Origin of the sequence: Bradyrhizobium sp. B097, from assembly GCF_038957035.1 — a bacterium.
GTDB lineage: Bacteria > Pseudomonadota > Alphaproteobacteria > Rhizobiales > Xanthobacteraceae > Bradyrhizobium.
In genome coordinates this window covers 8,463,405-8,485,226 of the sequence record NZ_CP152412.1, presented here as the reverse complement: position 1 = coordinate 8,485,226, position 21,822 = coordinate 8,463,405, and the positions used below count along the sequence as shown (strand labels likewise).

Below are 21,822 nucleotides of genomic sequence, written 5' to 3'. Positions count from 1 at the left end.
CTCGCCAGAGCAAAGCGGGTGGGGGTCAGCTCTCTCCATGAGCTGCGTCGCCTGCGGCTGACCCCCATCCCAACCTTCCCCCTTTCAGGGGGAAGGGGAAGAGAACTTCGTAGCCCGGATGGAGCGCAGCGCAATCCGGGACAGTCTCGCCGCGGATGCAGACCCCGGATTTCGCTTCGCTCCATCCGGGCTACGCAACTACGATTTGAACGACTTCCTCAGCAGCGCCGGATAGCGCAGGCCTTGCAGACCGCCGCGCGCGACGTAGAAGCCGAGCAGCGCGATCCACAGCCCGGTGTTGCCAAATCCGCTGAGCGCCCACCACGCGGCGAGGAAGATCGCGAGCGAGGCCAGCATCAAATTGCGCATCTCGCGCGCCCAGGTCGCGCCGACATAGATGCCGTCGAAGCCGAACGCGAACACGCCGGGTAACGGCGCCAGGATCACGAACACCAGGAACTCGCGCGCATAGCGGCGCACGTCGTCGCTTGTCGTCATCAGGTTGATCAGCGCGGGTCCGAACAGCGCGAACAGCACCGAGACGACCAGCGCGAAGCCGACACCCCACAGCAGCACCAGCCGGGTCGAATCGGCGAAGCCGCGTGCGTCGCGGGCGCCGAAGGCGCGGCCGCAGAGCTGCTGGGCAGCGTTGGCGAGGCCGTCGAGGAAGAAGGCGCTCACCAGCAGGAAATTGTTCAGCACCGAGTTCGCCGCCAGCGTGACGTCGCCTTCGCGCGCGCCCTTGGCGGTGAAGAACAGGAACACGACGATCAGCGCCGCGGTGCGGACCATGATGTCGCGGTTGACGGCCAGCATGCGCATCAGCTTGGCGCGGTCGAACAGCGTGGCCGCTGGAACAGCGAAGCCGCCTTGCGAGATCCGCCACGCCACGACGATGCCGGCAGCGAAGCCGGTCGTCTCGGCAAGCACGGCGGCGATCGCGGCACCGGCGATGCCGGCGCCGTAGACCTGCACCAGCAGCACGGTTGCGGCCATGTTGATCAAATTGATCACGATCTGCAGCGCCAGCGCCAGATTGGCGCGCGCCTGGCCGACCAGCCAGCCCAGGATGACGTAATTGGCGAGCGCCAGCGGCGCCGACCAGATCCGGATCATGAAATAGCTCTTGGCCGCACGTGTGACGCCTTCGCTGCCGCCCATCAGCTGGAATGTGATCGCGGCGAGCGGCACCTGCAACGCGATCAGCGCAGCGCCGATCAGGCCGGCGACGATGAAGCCGCGCACCAGGATCGCGGCATATTCCTGCGGCTCGCCCGCGCCCTGCGCCTGCGCGGTGAAGGCCAGCGTGCTCATGCGCAGGAAGGCGAACAGCCAGAACAGGCAGTCGAAGATCACCGAGGCCATCGCCACCCCGCCGAGCAGCGCGGCATCGTCGAGCCGGCCGATCGCGGTGGTCGAGACGATGCCGATCAGCGGCGTGGTCAGGTTGGCGACCATCGCGGGACCGGCGATGGCGAACACCTGGCGGGTCGTGATCTTTGGGTGGGTGGGGGCGTGCATGGCTACAGTTGCAAGGAATAGGCGTTTCTATCGCGACATCCGTCGCGCGACCATGTCGGAATTGTACTCAGAGCAATGCGGTGGCGGAGGGGCAGCCGACAAGGCATGGCATGGTCAGAACACCACGACCATGCCGTCGCTCGCCGCCGTGTAGGGCAGGTCGTCGACGCGGCCGAGCATATCGTCGCTCATATGGGTCAGCATCACGCGCCTGGCGTTGATGGCCGGCAAATGCGCTTCCAGCGTTTTCAGGCTGAGATGGTTCTTGACCATCCTGTCGTAGGTATAGGCCTCAGTGATGAAGAGGTCAGCGTTTTGCGCGGCCGGGATCAGCGCGTCGGTCCATTCGGTGTCGGCGCTGTAGCTGACGACGCGGCCTTCCGCCTCGATGCGATAGGCGAGGAATGGCCCGCCGGATTCGCCATGCACCACAGGATAGGGCGTCACGCTCACCTCGCCGAAGCTGCGCTGTTCCTGCGGTGCGAGCGTGACGACGGACAGATCGAAGCGCTGTTTGGTTTTGGAGGAATGTTCGAACATCACCTCCATCACCTCAGGCAATTTCGTTTCGATGCCTTCGGGTCCGGCGATCACGAGCGGCCGGGTGCGGCGGGAGAATTGCGCGTCGAGCAGGAAGAACGGCAGGCCGGCAAAATGATCGCCGTGAAAGTGCGTGATCAGGATCAGGTCGATTGCGTCGCGATCGATCTCGAGCCGCTTCAGTGCCGGCAGCGAGGACGCACCGCAATCGATCAGGAAATTGACGCGCGCGCCGGTGACATGGAAGCAGGTGTTGAAGCGGCCCCCGGAGCCGAACGCATCGCCGCAGCCGACAAATTGCAATTGCATCGGCTGCGAGTGCTCCTCTGGATCAGCGGCCGCGCGGCGTGCCGAACAGCCGCGACAACAGCCAGATCGGGATCACGATCACGGCGCCGAGCAGGAAGTAGCGCCAGGCCCAGTTGATCGCGTCGAAGCCGAAATCCCAGATGGTCTGGAACAGCCGGCGGACGCTGTTGAGGATATTCCATGGGTCGAGGCCGATCGCGGCAAGCACGACGCCGACCAGGATCGAGAGCAGGATCAGCCGGAACGCTACCGAGAGCGGCGATCCGCCGAGAAAGCGGTACAGGCCGTCACTCTGGCTCTGGCCGGCCGGCAAGTCCCTGACGTCGTTCGGCATCGTTCTCTCCTGGCGGAATCGCCCGCATTATAGGTCACGGCGCAGCACATGGGAAACCCGCGAGCCGCGATCAATGGCTGCCATGCGGCTTGCGGGTTTAACTTCCTGTCATGGAGATTAACATCCGTTCAAGTGTCTCCAGCCGGTCGGCCTCGCGCGGCGGCTTGTCCCAGCGCAGGCGGCTGATCCGGGGAAAGCGCATCGCGATGCCGGATTTGTGACGCGGCGAGCGTTGCAGGCCCTCGAAGGCGACTTCCAGCACCAGCCCCTGATCCGGCTCGTGCACGACATGCCGCACCGGGCCGAACTTCTCGGTGGTGTTGCGGCGGACGAAGCGATCGATCTGCAACAGTTCCTCGTCGGTGAAGCCGAAATAGGCCTTGCCGACCGGCACCAGCTCGTCGCCAGCATCGCCACGGGTCCAGACCCCGAACGTGTAGTCGGAGTAATAGGACGAGCGCTTGCCGTGGCCGCGCTGGGCATACATCAGCACGGCGTCGATGATGTGCGGATCGCGCTTCCACTTCCACCACGGGCCCTTCGGCCGTCCGGGCAGGTAGGGCGCGTCGCGCCGCTTCAGCATCACGCCCTCGACCGCGTCGGCATCGTCGCCGGCGCCGGCGCTCTTCGGATCGGCCCGCGCCGCGGCCAGTTCTTCCCAGCTCGCGAACGGGACTGTCGGCGACAGATCAATGCGCGGATCGTTCAGCTTCGCGACGAAGGCTTCGAGATGCGCGCGGCGCTCGGTGAAGGGCAGCTCGCGCAAATCGTTTTCGCCGTCGCCGAGCAGGTCGTAGGCGCGCAAGTGGATCGGAAACTCCTTGATCAGCTTCGGCGAGACAACCTTGCGGTTCAGCCGCTGCTGCAACACGTTGAAGGTCTGCACGCGGCCGTCGCGCAGCACCAGCAATTCGCCGTCGATCGCGAATGAAGCATGATGCCGAAAAGTGTGAAGCGGTTTTCGGGAGTCATCATGCTTCAAATCTAGAGTATCTTGGAGATGCAGCGACGGCACGAGGTCGGGGAAGCTGCCGGTGATGTCCTCGCCGGTGCGTGAATAGAGCCGCGCCCGGATGTGACCGCACGCATCGCGGCCGGCGACAGCCTGCACACGGATGCCGTCCCACTTCCATTCCGCGCTGAAATCGGCCGCGTCGAGATTGGCGAAATCGGCATCCTCGATTGCATGCGCCAGCATCACCGGGCGGAACGGCGTTGGATCGAGGTTGACCGGCTTGTCGCCGCGGCCTTCGAGCCAGGCGAACAATTCGGGATAGGGCGGCGACAGGCCGGGCCACATCAGCTCGATCTCGTGTGGATCCTTATCGCCGAGCGCCGCCGCCGCGGTCTTCGCCAGCCGCGCCGAGATTCCGATCCGCATCGCGCCGGTGACGAGTTTTAACAGCGCCCAGCGCCCGGTCTCGTCGAGCTCGTCCAGCCAGCGCGCCAGCTGCGCCGGCAACTCGGCCTTGCCGAGCGTGCGCAGCGTGGTGACGACGTCGGTGAGGGTGGGCGGAGGCGGGTTGTTGTGGGTGCGAGTGATCTCACCGACACCTCGCCCGCGGTACCCCTCTCCCCAGCCCTCCCCCGCAAGGGGGGAGGGAGCCTGTCCAGTGACACGTCCCTTACTGACATCAATTCCTTCAACATCGCTGTGAGGTGAGCACGACGGTTGGGCTCCCTCCCCCCTTGTGGGGGAGGGTTGGGGAGAGGGGTGGCCCAGGAAAGACTCGACGTAATTTGCTCCAGCCTTCGGCCACATCAGCGCGACGGTTTCGGAGAGATCGCCGACGTAGTCATAGGAGTAGCCGAACAGCACCGGGTCGGTGCGTTCGGTGATCAGGTCGCGGATCAAGCCCGGCTTGGCGTGCTTGAACGACAGCGCGCCGGTCAGCGCCGCCAGCGCGTAGCCGCGGTCGGGATCCTCGGTTTCGCGGAAATAGGCAACCAGCAGCTTGATCTTGTTGTTGCGGCCCGGCTCGTAGGCGAGTCGGTCGAGCAGCTCGGCAAAGCGATTCATGGCTTCTTGGTCTCGCCGACGGGCTGGCCTTCGCCGGTGGGCTCCGCCTCGCCGGTGACCGCTGCCGCCTCGCTCTCGTCCTCGTCGCCATAGCCGACCAGATCGAGCGGCCGCGCCGCAAGTCCCTTGCTCTTGCACCAATGCACCAGCGCATCTTCCTGGCCGTGGGTGACCCAGATCTCGCCGGCGCCGGTGGCTGCGATCGTCGCCGTCAGTCCGTCCCAGTCGGCGTGATCCGAGATCACCAGCGGCAGCTCGATGCCGCCTTGCCGCGCCCGGGCGCGCACCCGCATCCAGCCCGACGCAAAAGCCGTGACCGGATCGGGGAAGCGGCGCGTCCAGACATCGGAGGTCGCGCTCGGCGGCGCCAGCGTGATGGTGCCGGCAAGCTCGGCCTTCTTCATGCCGCGCGCCGGCCGGAGCTCGCCGAGCGGGATGCCGCGTTCCTGATAGTAATAAGTGATCTTCTCCATCGCGCCGTGCAGATAGATCGGCGCGTCGTAGCCGGCCTCGCGCAGCAGCGCGATGACGCGCTGCGCCTTGCCGAGCGAATAGGCGCCGACCAGATGCGCGCGCTCCGGAAACAGTTTTACGGAGGCCAGCAGTTTCTTCACCTCGTCGGCGGCATCGCCATGGCGAAACACCGGCAGCCCAAAAGTCGCCTCCGTGATGAAGACGTCGCACGGCACGAGCTCGAACGGCGCGCAGGTCGGGTCGCGTGCGTCCTTGTAGTCTCCGGAGGCGACGATGCGGGTGTCCTTGCAGGTGACCGATATCTGGGCGGAGCCCAATACGTGGCCGGCGGGATGAAACGTCACCGTGACGTCGCCGAGCCTGATCTCCTCGCCGTAAGCGACCGCCTGCGTCGTGCCGGCGAAATTCTCGCCGTAGCGCAGCCGCATCATGTCGAGCGTTTCCTGGGTCGCGAGAACCGCGCCATGACCCGCCCGCGCATGGTCGGAATGGCCATGCGTGATCAGCGCCCGTTCGACCGGCCTGACAGGATCGATGTGGAAGCCGCCGGGCTTGCAGCAAAGCCCGGCGGGGACGGGCATCAGGATGTCTTGCGGGCGCATTGTCGCAATATAGGTGCTCCCTCGGCGATGTTTAGCGGTCGCGAGCGGGCTTGACCGGCGCTTCCATCTCCGGAAAAAGTCCATGCTTTGATGGATGGCCGGACCTGGCCAAGATCGGTTCCCTAAGAGAAAATGGCCCCCCGCCTGTTTCTGTCCTCCGGCGACCTGGTTGCCGACCGCCGCTACGAGTTCGCGCGCGACCTGCAATTGAAGGGCGATCTGCCGGCTGCCGCCGAGCTGCTCGAACAGGCGATCGAGCTGGTGCCGGAATTCCCGTCGGCCTGGTACACGCTGGGCAAGATCCGCCTCGAGCTCGGCCAGCGTGAAGCCGCGATCGCAGCCTTCCGCGCCGCACGCGATGCCGACCCCGAAGACCGCCATGGCGCCGGCCTGCATCTGATGCAACTCGGCGTCGAGGCCGTCAGCGCGATGCCGCCGGGCTATGTGCAGACGTTGTTCGATCAATATGCGCCGCGCTTCGAGGCCGCGCTGGTCGGCGATCTCGGCTATCGCGGCCCGGCGCTGCTGTTCAAGGCGGTGCTGTCGGTGCGCGCCTCTGCGAGGAAGCCGGCGTTCTTCAAGCGCGCGATCGATCTCGGCTGCGGCACCGGCCTCGCGGCCGCTGCATTCGCGCAGCACGTCGATCGCTTCATCGGCATCGACCTGTCGCCGCGCATGATCGACAAGTCGCGCGCGACCGGGCTCTATGCCGAGCTCGAGGTCGACGACATGCTGAGGGGTATTTCGGGCAAGCCGGACGCCAGTGCCGAATTGATCATCGCTGCGGACGCGATGGTCTATGTCGCCGATCTCGCGCCCGTGCTTGCCGAGGCTGCGCGCGTGCTGGTCGGGGGCGGCGTGATCGCCTTCACGACCGAGACCCATGACGGCGAGGGCGTCATCCTCGGCGAGGGGCTGCGCTACGCCCACAGCGCGGCCTACGTGCGCGCCTCGGTCGCCGCCGCCGGGCTGACGCTGGCTCTGCTCGACGATCTCTCGGCGCGCAATGAGGACAACATCCCGGCGCCCGGGCTCGTGGCTGTCGCCGTCAAGCCGTGATCTTTCTCACCCTCTCCCCCTGTGGGAGAGGGTGGCTTCGATGCGCTAGCATCGAAGCCGGGTGAGGGGTTTCTCTCCGCGGATGCATACCCCTCATCCGTCGCGGACTGCGTCCGCGCCACCTTCTCCCACAAGGGGAGAAGGTAAGAGAGCGACGCATCGCTCTCAGACTTGAGTCTACACGCTACGCATTTGCCGTGACGCGGCATTGCGCCGCAAAGCCGTGACTTCGCGCTTGCCCGGCGCAAGGCGGAATGCGAGAGCTTTTCGCCTCAGGGAGAGAAACAATGAAAAAACATACCCGGCGCGAGTTCGGCGCCACCGCATTGTCCGTGATCGCAGCGTCCGTGCTGCCTGCGCCGTTCGTCCGGGCCGCCGACAAGAAGTACGATCCGGGCGCTGGTGACACCGAGATCAAGCTCGGCCAGACCGTGCCGCATTCCGGCCCCGGGTCGCTCTATGGCGTGCTCGGCCGGGTCGGCGAAGCCTATTTCCAGATGCTGAACGACAAGGGCGGCATCAACGGCCGCAAGGTAAAATTCCTCACCATGGACGACGCCTACAGCGCGCCGAAATGCGTCGAGGCGACGCGCCGCCTGGTCGAGCAGGAGGAGGTGCTGGCGCTCTATGGCTCGCTCGGCACCGCGCCGCAGACCGCCGTGCACAAATACCTCAATTCCAAGGGCGTCCCCCAATTGCTGTTGAACACCGGCGCCTCGAAATGGAACGATCCGAAGAACAATAAATGGACCATGGCGGGCCTGCCGCTCTATCCGACCGAGGCGCGCATCCTCGCCAAGCACGTCGTCAGCGTGAAGCCGAACGCCAGGATCGGCATCCTCTACCAGAACGATGATTTTGGCCGCGACTTCCTGGGGCCGTTCAAGAAGGTGCTGGCCGATGCCGGCGGCAAGGCACAGGTGATCATGGAGCAGACCTACGATCTCACCGATCCGACGGTCGATTCCCAGCTCATCAATCTCTCGAAGTCGGGCGCCGACGTGTTCTACAACATCACCACCGGCAAGGCGACGTCGCAGTCGATCCGCAAGGTGGCCGAGCTCGGCTGGAAGCCGTTGCAGCTGTTGTCGGCGGGCTCGACCGGCCGCTCGATCCTGAGCGCCGCGGGCCTCGAGAACGCCAAGGACATCGTCGCGATCCGCTACAACAAGGAAGTCGGCGTGCCCCGCTACGAGAAGGATGCGGATGTGGTCGCGTTCGAGGAGCTGCGCAAGAAGTACCTGCCGAACATCGATCCTGACAACACCATCGCCTTCGCCGGCTACGGCCAGGCGGCGACGATGGGCGAAATCCTGCGCCGCTGCGGCGACGATCTGACCCGCGCCAACGTGCTGAAGCACGCCACCACGCTGGCCGGCTTCCACTCGCCCTATTTCCTCGACGGCATCAATTACAGCTATACGCCCGACGACTACACGCCGATGAAGACGCTCTATGTCTCGATCTTCAACGGCAAGGACTGGGACCTCCTGGGCGAGCCGATGACGGAGTAGGGGGCGCCAACTCTGTTGCGTCGTCCCGGCGAAAGCCGGGACCCATAACCACCGTTGTCCGTGATTTAGAAGGCTGCGGCCCCGGCGTCACTCCACAACACGCATTCGGGGTAATGGGTCCCGGCCCCCCATGCGCAATTGCGCACTAGGCCGGGACGACGTGGAGGAGGGCGGCCCTGCCACCTGCCGCCATTTTCGTCCGCCCTCGACGAAACCCGCTGAACCACCTACCTCTTGGGCGTGTCGACGCTCGATCTCTTTTCCGTTCCGCCGTCGGAAACGGCCGATCTCTTGCCGCGCCGGTTTCGCGACTGGTTCGCGTCGCGCGGCTGGTCGCCGCGCGAGCATCAGCTCGCGCTGCTGGCGAAGGCGCGCGAGGAACGCTCCGCGCTGCTGATTGCGCCCACCGGTGCGGGCAAGACGCTGGCAGGGTTCCTGCCGACGCTGGTGGAGTTGAGTGGGGAGAACGAGGCGAGAGACGGAAAGCTTTTGTCGCATACTCGATCGCCACCTCCCCCCTTGCGGGGGAGGTCGACGTCCTCTGACGCGCAATCGCGCGTCGGGGGGCGGCGGGAGAGGGGTATGCCGCTTGCTCCGAACGATCCGGCTTACCCCTCTCCCCAGCCCTCCCCCGCAAGGGGGGAGGGAGCCCTGGCAGCGAGCGCTGCGGAGCCAAGAAGGACTCTCATCTCCACCGGCCGCGGCGTTCGACGTTCCAGTGGGCTGCACACGCTCTACATCTCGCCGCTGAAAGCGCTCGCGGTCGACATCGCGCGCAATCTGGAGACGCCGGTTGCCGAGATGGGCTTGCCGATCAAGATCGAGACCCGCACCGGCGACACGCCGGTGTCGCGGCGGCAGCGGCAGCGGCGTTATCCGCCGGATATTCTGCTCACCACGCCGGAACAGCTGGCACTGCTGCTGGCGTCCGACGACGCGCCTTTCCTGTTCTCCTCGCTGAAGCGCGTCGTGCTCGACGAGCTGCATGCGCTGGTCACCTCCAAGCGCGGCGATCTTCTCTCGCTCGGGCTTACGCGGCTCTGGACCATCGCGCCGCAGGCGCGCGCGATCGGTCTCTCGGCGACGGTGGCCGAGCCGGAGCAGCTGGCGCGTTTCCTGGTGCCGCAGCCGGGCGGCGAGAACGTGTCTGCCGACGTCGTGATCGCCGGCGGCGCCGCGCCGCCGGTGGTCGAGATGCTCGACACACGCGAACGGCTGCCGTGGTCCGGCCACAGCGCGCGCCATGCGCTGCCCGAGGTCTACGAGCTGATCAAGCGCAACAAGACCACGCTGGTGTTCGTCAACACGCGCAGCCAGGCCGAGATGCTGTTCCAGGATCTGTGGCGCATGAACGATGACGGGCTCGCGATCGCGCTGCATCACGGCTCGCTCGACGTCGCGCAGCGCCGCAAGGTCGAGGACGCGATGGCCGCTGGCCGGCTGCGCGGCGTGGTCTGCACCTCCTCGCTCGATCTCGGCGTCGACTGGGGTGACGTCGACCTCGTCATCAATATCGGCGCACCCAAAGGCTCGTCGCGGCTGATGCAACGGATCGGCCGCGCCAACCACCGCTTCGACGAGGCCTCGCGCGCCGTGCTGGTGCCGGCCAACCGGTTCGAGGTGCTGGAATGCGCCGTCGCGATCGACGCCATTGCGGAGAATGCGCAGGACACGCCGCCGCTGCGTTCGGGCGCGCTCGACGTGCTGGCCCAGCACGTGCTCGGCTGCGCCTGCGGCAAGCCGTTCCTGTCCGACGAACTCTATGATGAGGTCAGGACCGCAGCGCCCTATGCAGCACTGGCGCGGACCGATTTCGATGACGTCGTCGATTTTGTCGCGACCGGCGGCTATGCGCTGAAAACCTATGAGCGTTTCGCGCGCATCAAGCAGGACAAGCAGGGCCGCTGGCGCGTCACCAATCCCAAGGTGCGGCAGAGCTACCGCCTCAATGTCGGGACCATCGTCGAGGAGACCATGCTGAAGGTGCGGCTGGTGCGCTCGCGCGCCGGCGGCAGCGGTTCGACCGGCGCGATCGCCCGCGGCGGCCGGATGCTCGGCGAGATCGAGGAGGTCTTCATCGAGGGCCTCGTGCCCGCCGACACTTTTGTCTTTGGCGGTGAAGTGGTGCGCTACGAGGCGCTGGTCGAGGACCAGGTCTATGTCTCCCGCGCCAATGATAAGGATGCAAAAGTCCCGTCCTATATGGGCGGCAAGTTTCCGCTCTCGACCTATCTCGCCGAACGCGTCCGCAAGCTGCTCGACAACAGCCGGGCCTGGAACGGATTGCCGGATCAGGTGCACGACTGGCTGTCGCTGCAGCGAAAATTCTCGCGTGTGCCTGCGGCGCGCGAGCTCTTGGTGGAAACCTTTCCGCGCGGCGGCAGCCATTATCTGGTCTGCTATCCCTTCGAGGGCCGGCTGGCGCATCAGACGCTCGGCATGCTGCTGACCCGCCGGCTGGAACGCGCCCGCGCCCGTCCGCTCGGTTTCGTCGCCAACGAATACGCGCTGGCAGTGTGGGGCGTCGGCGATCTCTCCTTCATGATCCGGCACGGCAAGCTCGACCTCAACGCGCTGTTCGATCCCGACATGCTCGGCGACGATCTCGAGGCGTGGCTCGCGGAATCCGCGCTGATGAAGCGCACCTTCCGCAACTGCGCCATCATTTCCGGACTGATTGCGCGCCGCTTCACCGACGAGGAGAAGTCGCGCCGCCAGGTGCTGTTCTCGACCGATTTGATCTACGACGTGCTGCGCAAGCACCAGGCCGACCACGTGCTGCTGCGCGCCGCGCGCGGCGATGCCGCCACGGGATTGCTCGATCTCCGCCGCCTCAGCGACATGCTTTCGCGCATTCACGGCCGAATCACCCACAAGGATCTCGACCACGTTTCTCCGCTTGCCGTGCCCGCGCTGCTGGAAATCGGCCGCGAGTCAGTTTATGGCGAAGCATCCGACGAGCTTCTGGCCGAGGCGGCCGAGGAACTCGTGCGGGAGGCGACGACGTAATACTGGCACTGTGGGGAACAGCACGTGGCGGCAAGCGCGCAGGTTTTGCGAGACGGTGACGACATGCGCGTTTCGAGGGTCACGGTGGCGGACGTCGGCTTCGTGGCGGATTTCTCCGGCGCGCTGTTCTGGGAAGAGCGGAGCCTGCTCGTGGTTTCCGACCTGCATCTGGAAAAAGGCTCGAGCTTTGCCAGCCGCGGCGTGCTGCTGCCGCCTTACGATACGGTGGCGACGTTGAGCCGGCTCGCCGCCGTCATCGCGCGGCACGATCCGCGACAGGTGATCGCACTCGGCGACAGCTTTCACGATCGCGATGCGCATGCGCGCTTGTCGGCGCCGGATCGCAAGGCGCTCGCGGCGCTGCAAATGCGGCGCAACTGGATCTGGATCTCGGGCAATCACGATCCGGCGCTGCCGACCAGTCTCGGCGGCGTGGTCGCGACCGAGGTCGCGATCGGCCCGATTGTGTTCCGCCATGAGCCGACTGGCGCTGCCGGCGAGATAGCCGGGCACCTCCACCCCAAGGCGCGGGTGCCGACCCGCGGCCGCTCGATCGAGCGCCGTTGTTTCGCCTCCGACGGCGAGCGCGCGGTGATGCCGGCGTTCGGCGCCTACACCGGGGGCCTCAGCATCCGCGACGCCGCGTTCGCGCGGATTTTTGGATCGCCCGGCTTCATGGCCCACGTGCTCGGCGACAACCACGTCCACGCGTTCGCGGCGTCGCGGTGTTACTAGGCGATCGGCCTGCCACACACGCGGTGTCGTCCCGGGCAAGCGCAGCGCGACCCGGGACCCATAACCACGGATGGTCGTTGTTGCGCGACGATGGGGCCACAGCTTGCTTCAGCAACTCAACCCTGTGGTTATGGGTCCCTGCTTTCGCAGGGACGACAGTGGAGTAGCGGCGCGATCTCACCCCACGCCGCCTTCGCCTGCCGCGCCACACACGCGGTGTCGTCCCGGGCAAGCGCAGCGCGACCCGGGACCCATAACCAGAGGGCTTCGTTGTTGCGCGATGCTGGGGCCACAGCTTGCTTGAGCAACACAACCCTGTGGTTATGGGTCTCTGCTTTCGCAGGGACGACAGTGAAGTAGCGGCGCAACCTCGCCCTATGCCGCCTTGGCCTGCCGCACCACACACGCGGTGTCGTTCCGGGCAAGCGAAGCGCGACCCGGGACCCATAACCACCGATCGTCGTTGATGCGCGACGCTGGGGCCACAGCTTGCTTCAGCAACACAGCCCTGTGGTTATGGGTCCCTGCTTTCGCAGGGACGACAGTGAAGTAGCGGCGCGACCCCGCCCTACGCCGCCTTCGCCTGCACGCTCTCGCAATACTCCGCCAGCCGATCCGCCAGCCGCAGCGTTGCGGGGCTGGCTTCGGGGGTGGCGACAAGGGCGACTTCGGTCCGCTCGATCGGCGCAAAGCCGTCCTTTGCCGTCAGCACGCGATGCTCGGCCTGGATCGACATTTCCGAGAGAATGCTTAAGCCCAGGCCCGCCGCGACCGCGGCCTGGATCCCGGCGAGGCTGGAGGAGGTGTAGGCCATGTGCCAGTTACGGCCCGCGCGCTCCAGCGCATGGATGGCATGGGCGCGATAGAGGCAGCCCGAGCCGAAGCCAATCAGCGGCACCGAGCCGGTCGCCGTGTCGCGTGGATGGCTCTTGCTGGTGACCCAGTGCACCCGTTCCGGCCACACCGCGATGCCGCCCTTCTCGCTGGCGGCGCGCTTGATCAGCGCGAGATCGAGATCGCCGCGCTCCAGATCGCGGTACAGGAACAGGCTTTGGCCGGAACGCACGTCGAGCCGCAGATTGGGGTGGCTGCGCGCGAAGGTCGCGAGCAATCTCGTCAACCGATAGGCGGCAAAATCCTCGGTGATGCCGATCCGGATCGCACCCTCGCTGCCGGGGCGCGAGAGCACGTCGCGGGCTTCTTCGGCAAGTGACAGCAGCCGCCGCGCATAGGTCAGCAGCCGCTCGCCGGCTTCCGTCGGGGTGACGTCCTTGCCGCTGCGGATCAACAGCGGCTGGCCGACATCCTCCTCCAGGCGCTTGATCTGCTGGCTCACCGTCGATTGCGTGCGGTGGACGCGCTCGCCCGCGCGGGTGAAGCCGCCGGCATCGACCACCGAGACGAAACTGCGCAGCAGCTCCAGGTCGAGCATCGCAGCCTCCATTTATAAATCCACTGCAAGTCAGTCTATCATTTAATTTCCAAATGACAAGGCGCGGGCCTAGATCATCGGGCGAAGGAGAAACTGCCATGTCCTCTGCAAGCTCGCCCGCCGCAACCTCAGTGCCGGTCCCCCGCACCCGCTTCAACACCCTGCCGCTGTTGATCGCCCTGTTCTGCCTGCTCTGGAGCTACGCCTTCGTCGCCGGCAAGATCGGCGTTACCGATTGTCCGCCGCTGATCCTGCTCGTCGCGCGATTCTCGCTCGCCGGAGTCCTGATCCTCGGCGCCTCCTTGCTGCGCCGGGATCAATGGGATCTCAGCTGGCGCGATGCGGCGGTTTTCGCCGTGCTCGGCGTTGCCAACAACGCGCTCTATCTCGGCCTCGGCTATACCGGCCTGAAGACGGTCTCCGCCGGGCTCGGCGCGCTGATCGTCTCCGCCAATCCGGTCTTCACCGCCATGCTGGCCGCGATGTTCCTCGGCGAGACCATGACCTTGCGCAAGGTGGTTGGCCTCGTGCTCGGCATCGCCGGCGTCGCCTTCATCGTCTGGCATCGCATGAAGGTCGGGACCGACAGCCCGCACGGCATACTCTTCACATTGGCTTCGCTCGCCTCGATCGTCGCCGGCACCGTCCTGTTCAAGCTGTTGGCGCCGAAGGGCAGCCTGTGGATCGGCAACGGCATCCAGAACATCGCCGGTGGCCTTGCGGTGATGCCGTTCGCCTTCACGCTCTCCAGCCTCAGTGACGTCGTGCCCAGCATGCGGCTCGCCGGTGCCTTCGCCTTCCTCGTGCTCGGCGGTTCTATCCTTGCCTACCTGCTCTGGTTTCATCTCCTGAAAGTGTGTGGCGCGACCGCCGCTAGCGCCTATCACTTCCTGATGCCGCCGCTCGGCATGCTGTTCGCCTATCTCGTGCTCGGCGAGCATGTCGAATTTCGCGATCTGCTCGGGATCGTTCCGGTCGCGCTCGGCATTTACCTGGTGACCCGCCCCGCCGCGGCTTCGCCCAAATAGGAGTGTAACGTGAGCATCACCATCACCCTGATCGGAGGCCCGACCGCCCTGATCGAGATCGACGGGTTCCGCCTGCTCACCGATCCGACCTTCGATGCGCCCGGCGACTATCAGCTGCCGCATGTGAAGCTGGAGAAGCTGACGGGGCCCGCGCTCAGTGCGCGCGACGTCGGCGAGATCGATGCGGTGCTGCTCAGCCATGATCAGCATTCCGACAATCTCGACCATTCTGGCCGGGATTTCCTTAGAATGGCGAAGCGGGTGCTGACGACGGAGGCCGGCGCCAAGCGGCTCGGCGGCAACGCCGAGGGTTTTGCGCCCTGGGCCTCGACCACACTGGAGAAGGGCGGACGGGCGCTCACCGTCACTGCGACGCCGGCGCGGCACGGGCCCGCGGGCATCGAGCCGTTGTCCGGCGACGTCATCGGCTTCGTGTTGGAACCGGCGAAGCCCGGCCGTCCGGTCTATGTCAGCGGCGACACCACCTGGTTCGACGGTGTCGCCGAGGTCGCGCGGCGCTTTGCTTGCGGCGTGGTGCTGCCGTTCGCCGGTGCTGCACAGACGCGCGGCCCGTTCCATCTCACCATGGACACCAACGACACCATCGAGACCGCGCGCGCCTTTGCGGACGCCGTCATCGTGCCCGTTCATACCGATGGCTGGGCGCATTTCCGGCAGAACGCGAGTGACCTGCGCGCGAGCTTCGATACGCTCGGCTTCGGCCGCCGTCTGCGCATCCTCGAACCCGGCGTCGCCACGGTCATCGAGGGTTAGGTTTCATCCCAGGAACCTTGGCGGCATCCGGCCCGTTGTCAGACGGCTGGAACCGGACATGACGCCGCAAGAGACGATCTCGCGACACGACAAGGATGAAGATGCGCCGGCGGCGAAGCCGCGGCGCGAGCCGTTCAGTTTCAAGCGCGTCGTGAAGTCGCTCGGCCCCGGCCTGATCACCGGCGCCTCCGACGACGATCCGTCGGGCATCGGCACCTACAGCCAGGCCGGCGCGCAACTCGGCTACGGCATTGGCTGGACCATGCTGCTGACGTTCCCGCTGATGACCGCGATCCAGGAGATCTCCGCGCGGGTCGGCCGTGTCACCGGGCACGGCATATCGGGCAATGTCTGCCGGCATTATCCGGGCTGGCTGCTGATCATCGTGGTGACGCTGCTGTTCATCGCCAACACCGTCAACATCGCCGCCGACCTGTCGGCCATGGCGGACGCGACCAAGCTCCTGATCGGCGGTCCGGCCATCTTCTACGTCGTGCTGTTCGGCGTGACCTCGGTCGCCGCCCAGATCTTCATGAACTACCGCCGCTACGTCGCCGTCCTGAAATGGCTGACGCTCAGCCTGTTCGCCTATGTCGCGGCGCTCGCCTTTGCCAAGGTGTTGTGGATGCAAGCGCTGGCCGGCGTGCTGGTTCCGCGCCTGACCTGGAGCTCGGATTATTTCACCACCATCGTGGCGATCTTCGGCACGACCATCTCGCCCTATCTGTTCTTCTGGCAGGCCTCGCAGGAGGCGGAGGAGCAGCGGGTCGATGTCACCAAGCATCCGTTGATCGAGAAGCATTACGGCGCACGGAAGGAGTTTTCCCGCATTCGCGCCGACACCGTCACCGGCATGGCGTTTTCCAACCTGATCGCGCTGTCGATCATCGTCACCGCCGCCGCATCGCTGCATGCCGCCGGCAAGACCGACATCCAGACCTCGGCGCAGGCCGCCGAGGCGTTGCGCCCGATTGCCGGGCCGTTCGCCGAGGTGATCTTCGCGCTCGGCATCGTCGGCACGGGCCTCCTGGCGATCCCGGTGCTCGCGGGCGCGACTGCCTACGCGGTCGGCGAGGGCCGGCGATGGCCGGTTGGACTGGCGCGCAAGCCGAAGGAGGCGATTGCGTTCTATTCGGTGCTGGCGCTGTCGGGCGCCATCGGCATCGCGCTGAATTTCACGCCGATCGATCCGATCTCGGCGCTGTACTGGAGCGCGGTCGTCAACGGCGTGCTCGCGGTGCCCGTGATGGTGCTGCTGATGTTGATGGCCCGCCACAAGGCGGTGATGGGTCGCTTCGTGATCGGCGGGTGGCTCTACTGGCTCGGCTGGCTCTCGACCGGCGCGATGGCGCTCAGCGTGATCGCGATGGGGGTCGGGGTGCTTGTTTGATCCTTGTTTGATCCTTGCGGTCAGAACAGCGAGCTGTCGATCTTCGTCGTTGATTTCACCTTCCGCAGGATGATGGTCGTGCGGTAGCTCGCGATATCCGTGTCCGGATGCATGAGGCGGTCGAGGATGAACGATTGATAGCTTGCGAGATCTGAGGACACGACCCGCAGCGAGTAATCCCAGTCGCCGGCGATCATGCAGCATTCGACGACCTCCGGAAGGCCGATCACCTTCTTCTCGAAGCGAGCGAAGGACTCCCTGTCCTGTTGCTTGAGGCGGACTTCGACGATCACGTCGAACCCAAGTCCAATTCGCGCAGGGTCCACCAGCGCCACATAGGAATTGATGACGCCGGTCTCTTCCAGGGTCCGGACGCGTCTCATGCAAGGGGCGGAAGAGAGGCCGATCCGCTCGGCCAGCTCGAGATTGGTGATGCGCCCTTCGACCTGCAGCACGTCGAGGATTTTCCGGTCCATCTCGTCGATCACGATTGTGGTTCCCATTTCTTTCGTATTTCCCGTCTTTTACGCAATTGGTCGCAGAAGAACGGGCAAAATGCATCTCAAATCGCAACGTCATTGCTGTGTCGGGGGCATAAGATGCGCTGCGAAGGTCGTTCATCGCGGCGATCGAGCAGCAAGGAAACGGCATGGCTGGAAATGACGATAAATCGTTCTGGGACCGCGCGCGGCGTCACCTCATTCGCTATGGCGGGACGTTCGCTCCTGTGATCATCGAGCGCGCTTCCGGATCCTTCGTCTATGACGCCGACGGCCGCGCCATCCTGGATTTCACGTCCGGGCAGATGAGCGCCGTGCTTGGTCACGGTCACCCGGAGATCGTCAAGACCATCAGCGAGCATGCCGAACGGCTCGACCATCTGTTCAGCGGCATGCTGACGCGCCCGGTGGTCGCGCTGGCCGAACAGCTCGCCGGCCTGCTGCCGCCGGGGCTCGATCGCGTCATGCTGCTGAGCACGGGGGCTGAGTCGAACGAGGCGGCCATCAAGATGGCCAAGCTCGCCACCGGCGGCTTCGAGACCGTTGCGTTCGCGCAGTCCTGGCATGGCATGACATCGGGTGCGGCCGGGGCGACCTATTCGGCCGGCCGCAAGGGCTATGGCCCCGCGCCGGTCGGCTCGCTCGCGATTCCGACGCCGAACCCCTATCGTCCTCGCTTTGGCAATGCCACCGATTGGCGGGCCGAGCTGGCCTACGCTTTCGATCTCGTCGACCGCCAATCGACCGGCGCGCTGGCCTGCATGATCGCCGAGCCGATCCTGAGCTCTGGCGGGTTGATCGATCTACCGCAAGGCTATCTCGCCGCGCTCAAGGAATTGTGCCGCGTGCGCGGCATGCTGCTGATCGTCGACGAGGCGCAGACCGGCCTCGGGCGAACCGGCGCCATGTTCGCCTTCGAGCGCGACGGCGTTGTGCCTGATATCCTGACCCTGTCGAAGACGCTCGGCGCCGGCCTGCCCTTGGCCGCGGTCGTCGCGTCAGCGGAAATCGAGGAGCGCTGTCACGAACGGGGGTTCCTGTTCTACACGACGCATGTGTCGGATCCGATGCCGGCCGCGGTCGGGCTGAAGGTCATCGAGATCATCCTTCGCGACCGATTGGTCGAGCGCGCGGGGATCGCAGGCGCGCGGCTGAGGGACGGGCTGCTGGCCCTTCAGAACCGGTTCGAATGCATCGGCGACGTCCGCGGCAGGGGACTGATGCAGGGCATCGAGATCGTGCGCGACCGCTTCAGCAAGGAGCCCGACGAAGCGCTCGGCACGCGTGTGTCGCAGCGTTGCCTGGAGCTCGGACTGAGCACCAACATCGTGCAGCTGCCCGGCATGGGCAGCGTCTTCCGCATCGCTCCGCCGCTGACGATCAGCGATGACGAGATTGATCTTGGCCTCTCGATCCTGAGCGACGCGTTCGCGAGCACGTTGCAGCAGGGGCGTGACTAGAGCCCCGTTCCGATTGAATCGGAACGGGGCTCTAGATTCTTGTTTTGACGCGTTTTCTTCACGCGAACCGGTATCCACTTCGCTCGAAAACGCTCTAGATCAATCCTTGCGGAACACGATCGAGGCCATCCAGCCGGTCATCAGCGCCATGAACGCGGTGACGAGGCCGTAGATCAGGCCGTTCTGCCGTGCGGTGGTGGCGACGAACTGCTCGAAGCCGACCTTGACGATCTCGAAGGCGGTCTCGGTCTTGGTCACCAGCGCGCCGTCGGAAAACAGCTTGATCTCGACATTGTAGGTGCCGATCGGCACCTCCGCCGGCAGCGGAATGCCGGTGCGGAACAGGGTCGGGGTCAGGAACGTCACCGCCGAGGTCGCCTCGCGGTACAGCCCGTGCTCGGAGCGCAGCCGGACGAAGGCGCTGCGGAACGGATCGTTCGGCACCACGTCGGCAAAGTCGGGCCCGACCCGCTGCATCAGCAGCACGTTGTTGAGCCCGAGCTGTTGCCGCCGCTGCACCTCCGGCGAGGCGATCTGGTCGAACGGGCGATTGGAGAACAGCGCGAGATAGCCCGGCACCTGCAGGAACTGGCGCGAGTCGGTGTTGATCCAGATCCCGAACTTGCGCTCCTTGCGCCGCGTCACCATGTCGGCGCGCGGGCCGGACACGGTGACGACGAGATCGTAATTGTCGCGATTGGACGGAGTCTTGTCGTCCTTCTCGACCGAGCCGAACAGCACGAGCTCGCCGCCGGAATAGTTCGGCGTCACCGTGACGCGGTGGTTGGAGACCGACACGATCAGCCGCTCGGCACGCGCCGGTACCGCCGCCAGGCTGGCGGCGACGAGGCCCACGATCGCAAGCGGCGCGCGCAGCCTCATGGCGGGGCTCCGCCGGTTTCGCGGATGCTGAACAGGTCCTGCGGCCGGATCACCAGCTCGACGGCAAACCGGATGCCGACCGCGAGCACGAGCAGCCCGAGCAAGAGGCGCAGATGCTCGCCGCGGATCTTCTGGCCGGCGCGGGCGCCGAACTGCGCGCCGGTGACGCCGCCGACCATCAGGATCAGCGCCAGCACGGCGTCGACCAAATGGTTGGTCACCGCGTGCAGCAGGGTCGCGAACACCATGGTGACGAGGGTGAGCACCATCGAGGTGCCGATCACGGTCGAGGTCGGCACCCGCAGCACATAGATCATCAGCGGCACCAGGATGAAGCCGCCGCCGATACCCATCACCGCGCCGATGAAGCCGATCACGAGCCCGACCACGACGACCGGGACGACCGAGAGGTAGATCTTGGAGCGCTTGAAGCGCAGCTTCAGCGGCAGGCCGTGGATCCAGCCATGGCTGCCGGGCTTGCGCAGCGTCACCGGGCCGCCGCGCCTGGAACGCAGCATCGCGCGCAGGCCTTCCCAGAACATCAGCCCGCCGACCGTGGTCAGCAGGATGACGTAGGACAGCGCGATCATCAAATCGAGCTGGCCGAGCGAGCGGAGGAAGGTGAAGGTCCACACCCCGAGCGCGGTGCCGATCGTGCCGCCGACCAGCAGCACCGCCGCCAGCAGCGGGTCGATCGCGCGCCGGCGCCAATAGGAGATCGCGCCGGAGAATGAGGAGGCCGCGATGTGGCTCGCCACCGAGGCAACCGCGACCGCGGGCGCGATGCCGACGAAGATCAAGAGCGGCGTCATCAGGAAGCCGCCGCCGATCCCGAACATGCCGGAGACGAATCCAACCGCCGCGCCCATCGCCAGGATGAGGAAGACATTGACCGGAATGTCGGCGATCGGGAGGTAGAGCTGCACGCGCGTCGCTTCTTGTCGGTTCGCCACATGCTGGGGCGCAAGGCCGCATCACGGCGTGATGTCGTTCTGGTCGGGCATTCTCCGGCTGAACGAATCCGGTCGGCGCGCAAGAAGCAGGCGAACGCGGGTCGATTGCCGCGTTCTTGCATAACCGAAATCGGCGAGCGGAGGGACTAAAGAATCCGCCCTCGATGGCATTTTTCGCCGCACGTGGCCGCCCGGCTGCGGACGTGGTTGATAATTCAGATTAATGACGCCGGTGTCGGCTTGTCATGCTTTAGGGCCGATCGACCGGCTTGGTGATCAGGTTCAGCGCGAGCGCTTCGTTCGGGCTCAGCCAGCGGATATCCGAGGTCTGCGACATCGCTTCCACGATCCCGGAGGAGACGCCCATCTTGGTCATGTAGCCCAGCACCATGCCCTGGATGCGCTGCGCCTCGGCGAGGGGATCGCTGACCGGTGCGCTGGTCGTGAAGCGATGAACGCCGAGCCGCGAGTCCGCGATGCCATAGCGGGTCTGGCCGCCGGCATAGACCAGCACACAGGCGCTGGCGCAGGCCGCGGGGCGGAGCTTGCCCGAGGCGTCCGCGGTAGCGACGGCGGTGACGAGCCCATGTGTGCGGATGACCTCGCCCATGATCGCGGCCTGGTTCAGCGCACCGCCCTGCGACGACAGCAGCACGGCATCGCCGGGTGCGAGACGGGCCTCGCTGAGCCTATCGCGGAACCAGCTTGCGCTGGCCGAGCCGATCTTGCCGCTGATCGCAAGCGCACGCCGGCCGCGGCCCGACCCGTCGATGTCGACGTCGGAAATCACCGCCGAATCCATGCTCGCCGCGATGTAGGTCTCGCGCCAGAAGTCCCACGCGCCGGGCTTCGACAAGTCGCGATAGGCCTGAATGGCAACGCTCGACACCAGTAGTACGAAGATGACGACGGACCAGAGCGAGAACCGGAAGATGCGGAGCGGCGGTGCCAGGCTCTCTTGTCCTTGCCCTTGCGGGGGTGGAGGCCGAGGGGAAGGCGGAGAAGGCGGAGGAGAAGGCCGAGGCTTGGGAGGCGCGGCAAACGGCGACGGCATCTGGCGCGGCGGCGCGACGCGGGGACCGGTCGGCGACGAACGATGGCCCGTTCCATCATCCTGACGATCGTCGACAGACAAGCCTGCCCTCCGGAACGCATGCGCCGCTGGCGCGGGGTTTTGCGCTTATCTACACGGCGGAGGCCCGCAGGTATAGGACAGCGGCGCCGTCAAGGCGCCGCAGCAGCTTTCAAATGAGTGCGATTAGAGCGTTTTCGAGCGAAGTGGACAC

At 65.8% G+C, this 21,822-nt stretch carries 18 protein-coding genes; 8 read left to right on the top strand and 10 right to left on the bottom strand.

Going from position 1 to position 21,822, the window contains the following annotated elements:
• Positions 1-198 precede the first annotated feature (198 nt).
• From AAFG07_RS39060 to AAFG07_RS39040, 5 genes are all read right to left on the bottom strand, one after another.
• A complete protein-coding gene (locus tag AAFG07_RS39060) occupies positions 199-1,521 on the bottom strand; it encodes an MATE family efflux transporter (protein ID WP_342724901.1) in 1,323 nt (440 codons plus the stop codon).
• 114 nt (positions 1,522-1,635) lie between these two features.
• The gene (locus AAFG07_RS39055) at positions 1,636-2,370 is read right to left on the bottom strand and encodes an MBL fold metallo-hydrolase (protein ID WP_342724900.1); all 735 of its coding nucleotides are present in this window, start codon (positions 2,368-2,370) and stop codon (positions 1,636-1,638) included.
• Positions 2,371-2,392: 22 nt separating this feature from the next.
• Positions 2,393-2,704: a DUF6460 domain-containing protein gene (locus tag AAFG07_RS39050; RefSeq protein ID WP_342724899.1), complete on the bottom strand. Its 312-nt coding sequence runs from the start codon at positions 2,702-2,704 to the stop codon at positions 2,393-2,395.
• A gap of 97 nt (positions 2,705-2,801) precedes the next feature.
• Entirely contained in the window at positions 2,802-4,724 is a 1,923-nt protein-coding gene (locus AAFG07_RS39045; RefSeq protein ID WP_342724898.1) for an ATP-dependent DNA ligase, read from the bottom strand.
• Positions 4,721-5,800 (bottom strand): ligase-associated DNA damage response exonuclease, encoded by a 1,080-nt coding sequence (locus tag AAFG07_RS39040; RefSeq protein ID WP_342724897.1) that lies wholly within the window; start codon positions 5,798-5,800, stop codon positions 4,721-4,723. Before AAFG07_RS39040 ends, AAFG07_RS39045 begins: the two co-directional genes overlap by 4 nt.
• 132 nt (positions 5,801-5,932) lie before the next feature.
• On the opposite strand from AAFG07_RS39040, the gene AAFG07_RS39035 reads away from it, so the two are divergent.
• The 4 genes from AAFG07_RS39035 to pdeM all read left to right on the top strand — a co-directional run bounded on the left by AAFG07_RS39035 (position 5,933) and on the right by pdeM (position 12,117).
• Positions 5,933-6,859, top strand: coding sequence for a methyltransferase domain-containing protein (locus AAFG07_RS39035; RefSeq protein WP_342724896.1), 927 nt, complete (start codon positions 5,933-5,935; stop codon positions 6,857-6,859).
• 287 nt (positions 6,860-7,146) lie between these two features.
• Positions 7,147-8,373, top strand: a complete 1,227-nt coding sequence (locus AAFG07_RS39030; protein ID WP_342724895.1) for an ABC transporter substrate-binding protein — start codon at positions 7,147-7,149, stop codon at positions 8,371-8,373.
• 240 nt (positions 8,374-8,613) lie between these two features.
• Positions 8,614-11,382 (top strand): ligase-associated DNA damage response DEXH box helicase, encoded by a 2,769-nt coding sequence (locus AAFG07_RS39025; RefSeq protein WP_342729375.1) that lies wholly within the window; start codon positions 8,614-8,616, stop codon positions 11,380-11,382.
• Between the two features lie 63 nt (positions 11,383-11,445).
• Positions 11,446-12,117, top strand: a complete 672-nt coding sequence (pdeM, locus tag AAFG07_RS39020; RefSeq protein WP_342724894.1) for a ligase-associated DNA damage response endonuclease PdeM — start codon at positions 11,446-11,448, stop codon at positions 12,115-12,117.
• A gap of 568 nt (positions 12,118-12,685) precedes the next feature.
• Here the strand turns inward: pdeM and AAFG07_RS39015 are convergent.
• On the bottom strand, positions 12,686-13,549 hold the full coding sequence (locus tag AAFG07_RS39015; protein ID WP_342724893.1) for a LysR substrate-binding domain-containing protein: 864 nt from the start codon (positions 13,547-13,549) through the stop codon (positions 12,686-12,688).
• A gap of 98 nt (positions 13,550-13,647) precedes the next feature.
• Here AAFG07_RS39015 and AAFG07_RS39010 point away from each other — a divergent pair, with 98 nt between their 5' ends.
• Genes AAFG07_RS39010 through AAFG07_RS39000 form a run of 3 tightly spaced genes read left to right on the top strand, consistent with a single transcriptional unit; the run spans position 13,648 to position 16,741 of the window.
• Entirely contained in the window at positions 13,648-14,577 is a 930-nt protein-coding gene (locus AAFG07_RS39010; RefSeq protein WP_342724892.1) for a DMT family transporter, read from the top strand.
• 9 nt (positions 14,578-14,586) lie between these two features.
• On the top strand, positions 14,587-15,351 hold the full coding sequence (locus tag AAFG07_RS39005; RefSeq protein WP_342724891.1) for an MBL fold metallo-hydrolase: 765 nt from the start codon (positions 14,587-14,589) through the stop codon (positions 15,349-15,351).
• Between the two features lie 58 nt (positions 15,352-15,409).
• Positions 15,410-16,741, top strand: coding sequence for a divalent metal cation transporter (locus AAFG07_RS39000; protein WP_342724890.1), 1,332 nt, complete (start codon positions 15,410-15,412; stop codon positions 16,739-16,741).
• A gap of 20 nt (positions 16,742-16,761) precedes the next feature.
• Here AAFG07_RS39000 and AAFG07_RS38995 read toward each other — a convergent pair whose 3' ends face one another.
• Positions 16,762-17,244 carry an Lrp/AsnC family transcriptional regulator gene (locus AAFG07_RS38995; protein WP_342724889.1) on the bottom strand — a complete coding sequence of 161 codons (483 nt, stop codon included), beginning with the start codon at positions 17,242-17,244 and terminating at the stop codon, positions 16,762-16,764.
• A gap of 146 nt (positions 17,245-17,390) precedes the next feature.
• Here AAFG07_RS38995 and AAFG07_RS38990 point away from each other — a divergent pair, with 146 nt between their 5' ends.
• Entirely contained in the window at positions 17,391-18,701 is a 1,311-nt protein-coding gene (locus AAFG07_RS38990; RefSeq protein ID WP_342724888.1) for an aspartate aminotransferase family protein, read from the top strand.
• Between the two features lie 99 nt (positions 18,702-18,800).
• Here AAFG07_RS38990 and AAFG07_RS38985 read toward each other — a convergent pair whose 3' ends face one another.
• From AAFG07_RS38985 to AAFG07_RS38975, 3 genes are all read right to left on the bottom strand, one after another.
• Positions 18,801-19,583 (bottom strand): TIGR02186 family protein, encoded by a 783-nt coding sequence (locus AAFG07_RS38985; RefSeq protein WP_342724887.1) that lies wholly within the window; start codon positions 19,581-19,583, stop codon positions 18,801-18,803.
• The gene (locus AAFG07_RS38980; protein WP_342724886.1) at positions 19,580-20,509 is read right to left on the bottom strand and encodes a sulfite exporter TauE/SafE family protein; all 930 of its coding nucleotides are present in this window, start codon (positions 20,507-20,509) and stop codon (positions 19,580-19,582) included. The genes AAFG07_RS38985 and AAFG07_RS38980 overlap by 4 nt, the downstream gene beginning before the upstream one ends.
• A 277-nt stretch (positions 20,510-20,786) precedes the next feature.
• Positions 20,787-21,425, bottom strand: coding sequence for a hypothetical protein (locus AAFG07_RS38975; protein WP_342724885.1), 639 nt, complete (start codon positions 21,423-21,425; stop codon positions 20,787-20,789).
• Positions 21,426-21,822 lie beyond the last annotated feature (397 nt).